We start from the raw sequence: 11,228 nt of genomic DNA on the forward strand, positions 1-11,228 counted from the left end.
CGCGCCATGACCGGGATTGACCCCTCAGCCGTCGAGATCGACACCAGCAAGCCGCATCCCGCGCGAATGTACGACTGGTTCCTCGGCGGCAAGGACAACTACCCGGTCGACGAACAGATGGCCGAGCAACTGCTCGCGCTGGACTCCCGCGGCCGCGACATGGCCAGGGTCAACCGGGCCTTCATGCACCGCGCCACCCGATGGCTCGCCGAGAACGGCGTCCACCAGTTCCTCGACATCGGATCGGGCATACCCACCGAGCCGAACCTCCACCAGATCGCCCAGCAGGCCGTCCCGGCCGCGCGCGTCGTCTACTGCGACAACGACCCGATCGTGCTCGCGCACGCGGCTGCCCTGCTGCGCTCCACCCCCGAGGGCGCCACCGAATACATCCAGGCCGACGCCCGCCGGCCCGAGTCCATCCTGGAAGCGGCCGGCAAGGTCCTCGACTTCACCGAGCCGGTCGCCCTGTCCCTGCTCGCACTGCTCCACTTCCTGGACGACGGGGACGGCGCCGCCGAACTCGTCGACCGGCTGGTGGAACAGCTCCCCTCCGGCAGCTACCTGGTGCTGTCACACACCACCGGCGACTTCAACCCGGAGGGCGCCGCCCAGGCCCGTGCCATGTACAAGGCGCGCGGCATGACCCTGCGGCCCCGCTCGCGCGCCGAACTCACGGAGTTCTTCCACGGGCTCGAGCTCGTCGAGCCGGGCGTCTCGCTCTCCGCCGACTGGCATCCGGAACTCGGCGAGGTCATCGACGTCCCGGGCGACGAGCCGATCCCCGGCTACGCGGGCGTGGCACGCAAGCCCTGACGGCCGGACCCGCCGCCCGGTCCGCGAAGGACTCCGGAACGCGGGTCACAATGGAGACATGTCACGACGCCCCTCACGCCCGCGGCGAACGGTCGCCCCCGGAGCGAGCGCCCCGGAGATCACCCCCGCGTCCCCGTGCCCGTGCGGCCTGCCGGCCACCTACGGGGACTGCTGCGGCCGCCTGCACGCAGGCACGGCCAAGGCGCGGTCCTGCGAGGAACTGATGCGCAGCCGGTACGCGGCGTTCGTCGTCCGGGACGCCGCGTACCTGCTGCGCACCTGGCACCCCGACACCCGTCCGCCCGCCGTCGACTTCGACCCGGCGATGCGCTGGGCGGGCCTGGACATCCTGGACACGACCGAGGGCAGCGCCTTCCACTCCACGGGCACGGTCACCTTCCGCGCCCGCTACACCTACGACGGCACTCCCGACTCGCTCCACGAGCAGAGCCGATTCGTCCGCCACGAGGGGCTGTGGGTCTACTCGGAGGCGGTCTTCGTCGACTGAGAAACCCGTTGTACCCGGCCGCGCCGCCGCCCGTACGATCCGCGCATGAGCGACAGCACGCCGGACCCGGACGACGAACGAGCACGCTGCTGGCGCGGCCGGGGCCTCGCCTTCACCCCACTGGAGATCGAGGACGCCGAGCTGGTCCAGCACTGGCGCTCCGACCCGTCGGCCGCACATGAGACGGGGGCCTGGCCCACTTCGCTGTACGGGCTCCGTGAGCGCATCGAGCGCAACCTCGACGACGACTCACGCGACGACTTCCTGGTTCTCCTCCCGGACGGCACCCCGATCGGCCTCATAGCGCTGCACGACCAGCAGCCCGCCGACAGCACCGCCGAGGTCTACCTGATGCTGGCCCCCGAACACCGGGCCAAGGGCCACGGCGTGGCCGCCCTCGACGCGCTCACCGACCTGGCCTTCGGCGAACTGCCGATGCACCGGGTCGAAGCGTTCACCCACACGGACAACACCCGGGCCCTCTCCGTGCTCACCGCTGCGGGCTTCGTCCACGAGGGCGTACGCCGCTCGGCCTGCCTGCACCGCGGCCGCCGCCACGACCTGGCGGCCCTCGCGCTGCTCCGCCCCGAGTGGGAGGCCGGCGAGCGCCTGCGGTCCTGGGAGCTCTGACCAGGTCCTCGCCCGGATCAGACCGTCGCCACCGCGCGCTGTCCCGGTGCCAGGTCCTCGCCCGGATCAGACCGTCGCCACCGCGCGCTGTCCCGGTGCCAGCTCCTGCGCCAGGTCCTCCGCGAGCATCCGCTTGGCGATCACATCGACCGCCGCCCGCAGCTGCCCGTCGTCGGGCCGGGCGCCGTCCTCGGCCAGACGTTCGTTGAGCCAGCGCCCCCACGCGTCGGAGATCGTTGCGGCCTCCCGCCGGCCTGCCGCCGTGTGGGTGAAGAGGTGGCCGTTCCCGGTCAGGTAGCCCTCCTCGATCATCCGGTCGAAGACAGGCACCAGCACCTCCGGCGGGATCCGGTGCCGGGTGGCGATCAGACTCAGGCTGGCGTGGCCGACCATCCGGGTGAAGAGGTCGACCTGCATCACCGCCCAGGCCCCCGCCATGTCGAGGCGTGTGTCGGAGTCGGCGACGATCCGCCGGGCCGTGTCGGGACCCGCCGCGTGCAGGATCCTGGCCACGGCGAACTCGAGCACCTTCGCCGAGTCCCCGGAGCTCGGCTGGGCGAAGCCGTCGCCCATGTCGGTCGAGTTCGCCCGCGCGGTGTCGCGGAGCTTCACCTGCTTCAGGAAGAGCGACACGACGAATCCGATGAGGGCGACCGGGACCGTCCACAGGAAGACCGTGTGCAGCGTGTCCGCGTACGCCTGTGCCAGTGGAGCCGACTGTTCGGCGGGCAGCGCGTGCAGGGCCTGGGGGCTCTCGGCCGCCCGCGCCAGTACAGCGGGGTCACCGCCGGCCCGCACGGCCTCGGCGATCCCCTCCGTCAGGTTCGGCGTCAGCGCGTTGGCGTAGATCGTGCCGAACACCGCCGTGCCGAACGAGCTGCCGAGGGTACGGAAGAAGGTGACGCCGGAGGTCGCCGTGCCCAGGTCCGCGTAGTCGACGGTGTTCTGCACCGCGATCGTCAGCACCTGCATCGACAGGCCGATGCCCGCGCCCAGCACCAGCATGTACAGCGACTCGAGCCAGACCCCGCTGTCCGGGCCCATCCGGGAGAGCAGGAAGAGACCGACCGCCATCACGAGCGAACCCACGATGGGGAAGATCCGGTAGTGGCCGGTCTTGCTGACCACGTTGCCGCTGAAGATCGAGGCCACCAGCAGCCCGATCACCATGGGCAGGGTCCGCACCCCGGACAGCGTGGCCGAGTCGCCGTCCACGTACTGCAGATACGTCGGCAGGAAGATCATCGCGCCGAGCATCGCGAAGCCCACGATGAAGCTCAGGATGGAGCAGACCGTGAACACCGGGTTCCGGAACAGCCGCATCGGCAGCATCGGCTCCTTCGCCCGCGCCTCCACCACACAGAACAGGGCCAGCGCGACGAGACCGCAGACGAACAGGCCGATGATGGCCGGGGAACCCCAGGCGTACTCGTTGCCGCCCCAGCTCGTCGCCAGGATCAGCGCGCTGGCACCGACCGCGACCAGCGCGATGCCCAGGTAGTCGATGACGGGCCGTCCGGCCGCCCTCACCGCCGGGATGTTGCGGGCGGCGGCGATGACGACCACGATCGCGATCGGCACATTGACGTAGAACGCCCAGCGCCAGGTCAGATGGTCGGTGAACAGCCCTCCCAGCAACGGCCCGACCACCGTGGCCACACCGAAGACAGCGCCGATCGCGCCCTGGTACTTGCCCCGGTCGCGCAGCGGGATGACATCGGCGATCAGCGCCATCGACGTGACCATGAGGCCGCCCGCGCCGATCCCCTGCAGGCCCCGCCAGATGATCAGCAGCAGCATGTTCGACGCCAGGCCGCAGAGGAACGAGCCGGTGATGAAGATGATCGCCGAGATCTGGAAGATCAGTTTCCGGCCGAACATGTCACCGAACTTGCCGACCAGGACCGTCGCCACGGTCTCCGCCAGCAGATACGCGGTGACGACCCATGACATGTGGGCCGCTCCGCCGAGGTCCGAGACGATGGTGGGCAGTGCCGTCCCCACGATCGTCTGGTCCAGGGCCGCCAGCAGGATCCCGAGCACGATCGTGGCGAAGACGATGTTCCTGCGGCGGGGGTCGAGCACGGGCGGAGCGGCGGCACTCTGCGCGGCGGGGGCGGTCTCGCTGGCAGTGGTCACGCTTGCACCCTCACACCGGTGCCCGCCCCACGCATGCGGGCGAAGGCCGGACGGGTCAGGCGAGCAGCTCCTGCACGGAGGCCTTCATCCGGGCCACGAACGCCTCCCGGACAGGCTCCGTGACACGGTCGAGCGAGAGGTACGGATTGAGGTCCTCCAGCTCGACGAGCAGCAGCTCGCCCTCCGCCGTCCGGCAGGCGTCGACGCGCTGGATGCCGTGCGTGAGGCTGTTCCACTCCACGAAGCGACGCGCGAAGGCCAGATCCGCCGGGCTCGGGGTGTACGGCTCCAGTACCCAGCGCCGATCGGGGTGCGGCGCGTTGAGCGCGTACTGGAAGTCCCGGTCGACGAAGTAGAAGGACACCTCGTAGCGGAAGTCGATCCTCGGCTGGACGAGCAGGGTGCCGTCGGTTCCCGCAGGCAGCTCCGGGTCCCGGGTGAACCGCAGGCCCACCGAGTCCGCCCCGAGCTTCGGCTTGACCACGTACTCGGAGGCCTCGGGCAGCAGCCCGAGATCCGCCGCACGGTCCACGGTGGGGATCACCGGGAATCCGGCACGGCTCAGATCGACCAGATACTGCTTGCCGCCCATGTCCCCGCGGCCGTCCAGCGTGTTGTAGACAAGGGTCCCGCGCTCCCGAGCCCGCGCGCAGAAAGCGTCGTACGCCTCCTGGTAGTGCAGCACCGGGCCGCTGTTGCGCACGACCACCGCGTCGAACCCGTCCAGCAGCGCCTCCGCGTCCCGGGGGTGACAGAGCGCGACGTCGAACTCCTCGCGCAGCCTGGACGTCAGGAAGATGTCCTCGTCGCAGTAGCGGCGGCCGCGCGCCTCGTAGGCGAGATCGGTGACGAACAGCACGGACGCGCGTGGCCGGCTGGATGAGGTGTGCATGACGTTCCCCCGGGGGGTGTGGATCGGACAGCCGGTCAATAGCCTTGTAGGGAAAGCTCGTTCACAACCCCGGAACGTACTGATGTCTGCCCCACAGGAGTCACACGTGTCCCAAGCGTTGCCACTGCCCGATATTCTCTCTCCCGCCTTCGCCGCCGACCCCTACGGGGCTTACCGCACGATGCGCGAGAGCGCTCCGCTCCTCCGGCACGAGGCCACCGACAGTTACCTCGTCTCCCGGTACGAGGACGTCGAGCGGATCTTCAAGGACAAGGCCCAGGAGTTCACCACGGACAACTACGACTGGCAGCTCGAACCCGTCCACGGCCGGACGATCCTCCAGCTCAGCGGCCGGGAGCACGCCGTGCGCCGGGCCCTGGTCGCCCCCGCCTTCCGTGGCGCGGACCTCCAGGAGAAGTTCCTGCCCGTCATCGAGCGCAACGCACGCGAGCTGATCGACGCGTTCCGGGACCGCGGCGAGACCGACCTCGTGGAGTCCTTCGCCACCCGTTTCCCGGTCCTGGTGATCGCCGACATGCTCGGCCTGGACCGGACCGACCACGAACGCTTCCACGGCTGGTACACCACCGTCATCGCCTTCCTAGGCAACCTCGCGGGCGACCCCGACGTCGCGGCGGCCGGCGAACGGACCCGCCAGGAGTTCGCCGCCTACATGATCCCGGTCATCCAGGAGCGCAGGCGGGCACCCGGCGACGATCTGCTCTCCGCGCTCTGCGCCGCCGAGGTCGACGGCGTCCGGATGAGCGACGAGGACATCAAGGCCTTCTGCAGCCTGCTCCTCGCGGCGGGCGGGGAGACCACCGACAAGGCCATCGCCTCGATCTTCGCCAATCTGCTGGCCCACCCGGAGCAGCTTGCCGCAGTCCGGGCGGACCGGTCACTGATCGACCGGGCCTTCGCCGAGACCCTGCGCCACACCCCGCCGGTCCACATGATCATGCGGCAGACGGCGCGCGAGGTGAAGCTGACCGGCGGCACCGTTCCCGCAGGAGCCACCGTCACCTGCCTGATCGGCTCGGCCAACCGCGACGCCGACCGCTACCGCGACCCGGACCGCTTCGACATCTTCCGCACCGACCTGACCAGCACCACCGCGTTCTCCGCCGCGGCCGACCACCTGGCGTTCGCACTCGGCCGGCACTTCTGCGTGGGCGCGCTGCTGGCCAGGGCGGAGGTGGAGACCGGGGTGAACCAGCTGCTCGACGCGATGCCGGACCTCCGGCTCGCCGACGGCTTCGTACCGGCCGAGCAGGGAGTGTTCACCAGGGGCCCGGGATCGCTCCCGGTGCGGTTCACCCCGGTCGGTGACTGAGCGGCAGGCGCTCAGCGGATGTGGCGCCCGGAGATGGCCCGTGCGATGACCAGGCGCTGGATCTCGCTGGTCCCCTCGAAGATCGTGTAGATCTTGGCATCGCGGTACATCCGCTCCACGGGGTGCTCCCTGCTGTACCCGGCGCCACCGAGGATCTGGACGGCCTTCTCCGTCGCGGAGACGGCGAGTTCACCCGCGCGCAGCTTCGACATGGAGCCCTGGCCCGCATCGAAGGTCCGGTCGTTGCGGGCCATCCAGGCTGCCTGCCAGATCAGCAGACGTACGGACTCGATCTCGGTACGGATGTCGGCGAGCGCGAACGCGATCGACTGGTTCTCGATGATCGGCCGGCCGAACGCCTCCCGCTGTCCCGCGTACTCCAGCGCGTACTCGTACGCGGCCCGCGCGATGCCCAGCGCCTGGGCGCCCACGGTGGGACGGCTGACCTCGAAGGTCGCCATCGCCGCCTGCCCCTTGGCGTTGCCGCCCTCGCGGGCGCGGGCGAGGCGGGCGTCGAGCTTCTCCTTGCCGCCCAGCAGACAGTGGCCCGGCACGCGGACGTCGTCGAGGAAGACGTCCGCGGTGTGCGAGGCGCGCAGGCCGAGCTTCTTGACGGTGCGGCCCGCCTCCAGGCCCGCGGTGCCGGGCGGCACGATGAACGCCGCCTGTCCGCGGGCTCCGAGCGAGGGGTCGACCGAGGCGACGACCACATGGACCTCGGCGATCCCGCCGTTGGTGATCCACGCCTTCTGGCCGGAGAGCACCCACTCGTCCTTGGCCTCGTCGTAACGGGCCTTCGTGGCCATGGCGGAGACGTCCGATCCGGCCTGCGGCTCGGAGACGCAGAAGGCCGCGACCTTCGGGTCGTCCTCGTCGCCGAAGCACTGCGGGACCCACTCGGCGAGCTGGTCAGGAGTGCCGGAAGCGAAGATCCCGGCGACCGCGAGCGAGGTGCCGAAGAGCGCCATGCCTATTCCGGCATCGCCCCAGAACAGCTCCTCGTTGGCGATCTGGAGGGAGAGTCCGCTGGGGTCCCCGTACATGTCCGCCAGCGATTCGAATCCGTACAGACCGATCCGGGCCGCCTCCTGGATGACGGGCCACGGGGTCTCCTCCCGGGCATCCCATTCGGCGGCTGCCGGGCGCACCACCTGGGCGGCGAAGCCGTGCACCCAGTTGCGGAGATCCTGCTGTTCCTCGGTGAGGGCGAGGGAGAAGTAGCTCACGGGCTCAGGCCTTCGGGATGTCGAAGTAGCGGGTGAGCCCCGAAGCCAGACCGACGTCACCGGCGATCTTCAGTTTGCGCGTCATGAACATCGTCACGGGGTTGGCGTTGCCGGAGACGAGTCTGAGGAATGCCGCATCGCCCAGCACCAGCGTCGTACGGGGCTCGCCGTCGGAGCGGCCCTCGCTCACGGTGCACCGGCCGTCGGCCACGGAGGTCTCGTACACCTCGTCGGTCTCACCGGTGATCTTCCAGCGGATCAGGGCCTTGAGCCCACCGGCCGTCTCGGGCCGGAACTGCTGCCGCATCCGGCCGAAGACCTCGCGCAGTACACGGGTGCGCAGTTCTCCGCGCATGACCTCGCCGAGCTGCTCGGCGGACAGGCCCTTGATGATCCGCGCGAACTCCTCGGGGGAGACGGCCGCGAAGTCGAGCCCGGCCAGGTCGTCGGTGAGGTTGCCGCTGGTGTCGTCGGGCACGCCAGTTCCTTACTCCGAAGTAAACTTACTTCTGAGTAAGGTAAGGGTGTCGTCGCCTCTCCGCAAGGCACTACCAGGCGCCGCCCGGCAGTACCGCGAGCCGGGGGTGATGGGCGGCGAGCATCTTGTTGGCCCGCGCCAGTTCGGACAGTGCCTGCTCACGGTCGGCCTGGTCCTCGATCCCCAGGCGCGGTCCACGGAACCTGCGGACCTCGCGGGCCGCGCAGTCGGCGTCGAACTCCGCCTGCAGGATGTGCGGCGGGATGCAGGACCCGATCAGCGCGGCGACCCGGTCCGGGATCGGTACGGGGACGAGCAGGTGTGAGGCGGTCATTGGGGGTTCCCTCTCGGATGGTTGGCCAGGAGGCGGTGCGCGGCGGCTGCCGGGTGGGCTGCCTACTCCTCCATATGTACGGGACGCAGTTCCGGGTTTCTCGTTGAGAACGTCTCCGTGTAGCAACCGTTTGGGACTGACCGTCTATTTCGCTTTACCTGCAGGTAAGTTGACGCGTACGGAAGGCTGTGATCAGGATCCTTCGCCACGTCAGGTGAGCGACTCCTCGCCGCGTGAGCGCAACTGGAGTGCCCGCAGGACGGCTTCGGTGGAGAACCTGCTCCGGGGGTCGGTCAGCTGCTCGCCGAAGATGGACTCCAGATTGCGCATGCGGTAGCGGACCGTCTGGGGATGGACGTCCAGGAGCTCGCCCATCTGCGCAGCGGTGCCCCGGGTGTCGAGCCAGATCCGCAGGGTCTCGACCAGCCGTTCGCGCCGGGCTGAGCTGATCCCGGAGACCGGGGCCAGTTCGCGCCGTGCGAGCTGGTCGAGGAGAGCCGGGTCGGACAGGAGCCACAGGGTGATGAGGTGGTCCTCGCAGGGGACGACCGGTGTGTCGTCGATGACGCCCGAGTCGATGAGTTCGACGACGCGGCGGGCCCACCGGATCGAGTCGGAGGCGAAAGCCGTCGGCACGGTCAGCCCGATGACGGCGCGGGCGCCGATCAGCGCGCGTTCGAGCATGTGCCGCCGCGCGTCGTCCATCGGCCCCGGGACCAGTAAGTGCGGTTGTGGGTCACCGAGATCGGCCAGTACGTCGCGGGCGAGGTCGGCCGGGTCCACGCCGGTTGGCGCGCGTACGGCGATCAGCGTCACCTGTTCGGGCAGCGCCCAGCCGGTCTGCTCGCACAGCTCCGAGATGGCGGTCCGCGGCACCGGGCGGCCGGCCAGGATCAGGTGCAGGAGCCGGCGGCGCATGGCTTCGCTCTGCTGGTCGGACTGGGCCTGCACCTCCACGTAGCCCTCGCGGGACAACGACTCCAACTCGTCGACGTAGGCGAACAGCGCGTCGGCGAAGCTGAGCATCAGGCTCGGGGAGAAGTTGTAGCTCCGGCCGACCTTCTTCGCCCGGCGCAGAGCGATCCGCGCGCCCAGCCGGTAGGCGCCCTGGAGGGTGTCCATCGTGCGGCCCTCGTACGCCTCGAACCGCCCGAACCTTCGGCACATGTCGTCGCGGAGCGTCGTCGGGGAGGAGGGCTCGGCGACCAGGTCGACGAACGAGGACAGGCTCTGTTCCACTCCGACCCGGATCGTCTTGCCGTTGGGTCCGTTCAGCAGTCGCGCGTACTCGGGATATGCCCGCGTGACCTCCATGCCTATCTCCTTGATCAGGCTGGGCAGTTCGGGTCGCATGATCGCGGCGAACTCCTGAGGGAGCGGTCCCAGCGGATCACCGGTGTCCGACGGCTGTATGAGTCTCGGCATGGCTGTCCCCTTGCTCTCCGGTGCACGCGTGGGCGGGGCAATGGGGGAAGCGCTCCCACGGAACCGAACCGGTGTATACCGACGTCGGCGACGAAGTTAGACCAAGTAAGCCGACGTGCACACCACTTGAACGGGATCGTCGTGCAAGGGGCACTTACTTTCGCCTCATTGTGGTGCTGCGGTGCAGGTGGGGGCGGCATTGCTCACTTCCGGACAATATTTTCGGACGCGTACTCTCCCGAGGACAGAAAAGTAACCCTGGGTAACGAGCGGCAATGGAGGCTGCGCGGCGGGAGTTGATAGCGCCGACGACGCCCGGTGAGGGTTATGTGCCGCCCTGTACGTGCCCGCCGGAGCGGTCGCCGGCGGGAGGGCCACGGCTGTACCCCGTCCCCCGGCGGCGGATATTGCGCACCAAGTGATAAGCGGTCCATGCCGATTAGTGACCTGCGGACGAGGAAAAAGAATGGCCCGAGGCAATTTCGGCGCCGGGATTGTGTTCTAAGTTTCCCGCAAGTAACGTCACGCCCTGTCACAGAATGTATGTGGCTGACTCAACAGCACGGCCCCCCACGCAACTCGGTTCACCGCCGCGCTTCCTGTGCCTATGCAGGATCTGTCGCGCGAATCCCCGCAACAGTGCACTCGCATTGTCGAATCGGAGGAACTAACTGTGCGTAACACCCTCAAGAAGCTTGCCGTCACCACCGGCGTCGCTTCCGCCGCCCTCGCGCTCGGCGCGACTCAGGCCATGGCCTTCCCCGCCACCACATGGACGGTCACGTCCAACCCCGCCGCGTTCACGGCCTCGTCGACCAGCGTGATCCTCTCGGTGAACAGCATTCCCATGACGTGTACGACAGCGGCCGCGAGCGGCAGCGCGTTCACCGCCACGGGCAACCCGGCCAACATCGCCAGCATCACCGCGGCGACCTTCGGAACCACCTCCTCCCCCTGCACGAGCAGCGTCGGGCCCGTCACGCCGGTCACCACGATGCCCTGGGGTATCTGGGCGGAGGACTACGACACCGCCGCGGGCAAGACCGTCGGCCACATCAAGAACATCAAGGCGAAGCTCAAGGTCCTCACCTGCGAGTTCACCGTGGAGGGCTCGGTCTACGCGTCCTACGTGAACAGCACCAAGAAGCTCACCGCCACGAGCACCAAGATCCTCTCGTCCCAGGCGACGCAGGGGCTGAAGGTGACCACCGTGACCGCAGGGTGCACGGGTCTCATCGCCGTCGGCATGGTCCCGACGTTCAACGCCGTCTACTCGGTGAACGGCATCACCAGCATCGTCGGCACCTGAGGCCGGTGCGGCACCTCTGATGACGGCCGGTTGCACGGCGGGGGCCCCCCCCGTGGAACCACAACCCCGCACGACGGGGAGCAGCTAGGATGGCGAGCCGAGGGAGTAGTGGGCGGGGGGACGGGGGGGCGGGCGCGG

Annotated in this window: 11 protein-coding genes; 5 read left to right on the plus strand and 6 right to left on the minus strand. The window is 69.2% G+C overall.

The features are described 5' to 3' along the window. Positions 1-6 precede the first annotated feature (6 nt). The 3 genes from ACFW9O_RS26645 to ACFW9O_RS26655 are packed head-to-tail and all read left to right on the plus strand — an operon-like array spanning position 7 to position 1,954. Positions 7-816 carry an SAM-dependent methyltransferase gene (locus ACFW9O_RS26645; RefSeq protein WP_384612752.1) on the plus strand — a complete coding sequence of 270 codons (810 nt, stop codon included), beginning with the start codon at positions 7-9 and terminating at the stop codon, positions 814-816. A gap of 58 nt (positions 817-874) precedes the next feature. Beyond that, positions 875-1,324 (plus strand): YchJ family protein, encoded by a 450-nt coding sequence (locus ACFW9O_RS26650; RefSeq protein WP_384612754.1) that lies wholly within the window; start codon positions 875-877, stop codon positions 1,322-1,324. Positions 1,325-1,369: 45 nt separating this feature from the next. Further along, positions 1,370-1,954 (plus strand): GNAT family N-acetyltransferase, encoded by a 585-nt coding sequence (locus ACFW9O_RS26655; RefSeq protein WP_384612755.1) that lies wholly within the window; start codon positions 1,370-1,372, stop codon positions 1,952-1,954. 66 nt (positions 1,955-2,020) lie between these two features. Here the strand turns inward: ACFW9O_RS26655 and ACFW9O_RS26660 are convergent, their stop codons facing one another. Next, entirely contained in the window at positions 2,021-4,093 is a 2,073-nt protein-coding gene (locus ACFW9O_RS26660) for an MDR family MFS transporter (RefSeq protein ID WP_384612756.1), read from the minus strand. Between the two features lie 55 nt (positions 4,094-4,148). Further along, a complete protein-coding gene (locus ACFW9O_RS26665; RefSeq protein ID WP_384612758.1) occupies positions 4,149-4,985 on the minus strand; it encodes a hypothetical protein in 837 nt (278 codons plus the stop codon). 106 nt (positions 4,986-5,091) lie between these two features. Between ACFW9O_RS26665 and ACFW9O_RS26670 the strand changes: the two genes are divergently transcribed. Then, on the plus strand, positions 5,092-6,318 hold the full coding sequence (locus ACFW9O_RS26670) for a cytochrome P450 (RefSeq protein ID WP_384612759.1): 1,227 nt from the start codon (positions 5,092-5,094) through the stop codon (positions 6,316-6,318). Between the two features lie 11 nt (positions 6,319-6,329). Here the strand turns inward: ACFW9O_RS26670 and ACFW9O_RS26675 are convergent, their stop codons facing one another. From ACFW9O_RS26675 to ACFW9O_RS26690, 4 genes are all read right to left on the minus strand, one after another. Further along, positions 6,330-7,544 (minus strand): acyl-CoA dehydrogenase family protein, encoded by a 1,215-nt coding sequence (locus tag ACFW9O_RS26675; RefSeq protein ID WP_384612761.1) that lies wholly within the window; start codon positions 7,542-7,544, stop codon positions 6,330-6,332. A gap of 4 nt (positions 7,545-7,548) precedes the next feature. Next, complete coding sequence (locus ACFW9O_RS26680; RefSeq protein WP_351170866.1) at positions 7,549-8,022, minus strand: SCP2 sterol-binding domain-containing protein; 474 nt, start codon at positions 8,020-8,022, stop codon at positions 7,549-7,551. A 70-nt stretch (positions 8,023-8,092) separates the two neighbouring features. Then, the gene (locus ACFW9O_RS26685) at positions 8,093-8,356 is read right to left on the minus strand and encodes a hypothetical protein (protein WP_384612764.1); all 264 of its coding nucleotides are present in this window, start codon (positions 8,354-8,356) and stop codon (positions 8,093-8,095) included. A gap of 210 nt (positions 8,357-8,566) precedes the next feature. Continuing rightward, complete coding sequence (locus ACFW9O_RS26690; protein WP_384612766.1) at positions 8,567-9,781, minus strand: helix-turn-helix domain-containing protein; 1,215 nt, start codon at positions 9,779-9,781, stop codon at positions 8,567-8,569. A 673-nt stretch (positions 9,782-10,454) separates the two neighbouring features. On the opposite strand from ACFW9O_RS26690, the gene ACFW9O_RS26695 reads away from it, so the two are divergent. Continuing rightward, the gene (locus ACFW9O_RS26695) at positions 10,455-11,090 is read left to right on the plus strand and encodes a hypothetical protein (RefSeq protein WP_384612768.1); all 636 of its coding nucleotides are present in this window, start codon (positions 10,455-10,457) and stop codon (positions 11,088-11,090) included. Positions 11,091-11,228: the final 138 nt, after the last annotated feature.

This window comes from Streptomyces sp. NPDC059499 (genome assembly GCF_042749285.1).
In the GTDB taxonomy this organism is placed as follows: Bacteria; Actinomycetota; Actinomycetes; order Streptomycetales; family Streptomycetaceae; genus Streptomyces.

Excerpts from the sequence above, each read along its gene's own strand:
- ACFW9O_RS26665 (WP_384612758.1), bottom strand. The coding sequence starts at position 4,985 with ATGCACACCTCATCCAGCCGGCCACGCGCGTCCGTGCTGTTCGTCACC.
- ACFW9O_RS26650 (WP_384612754.1), top strand. The coding sequence starts at position 875 with ATGTCACGACGCCCCTCACGCCCGCGGCGAACGGTCGCCCCCGGAGCG.
- ACFW9O_RS26690 (WP_384612766.1), bottom strand. The coding sequence starts at position 9,781 with ATGCCGAGACTCATACAGCCGTCGGACACCGGTGATCCGCTGGGACCG.
- ACFW9O_RS26685 (WP_384612764.1), bottom strand. The coding sequence starts at position 8,356 with ATGACCGCCTCACACCTGCTCGTCCCCGTACCGATCCCGGACCGGGTC.
- ACFW9O_RS26645 (WP_384612752.1), top strand. The coding sequence starts at position 7 with ATGACCGGGATTGACCCCTCAGCCGTCGAGATCGACACCAGCAAGCCG.
- ACFW9O_RS26655 (WP_384612755.1), top strand. The coding sequence starts at position 1,370 with ATGAGCGACAGCACGCCGGACCCGGACGACGAACGAGCACGCTGCTGG.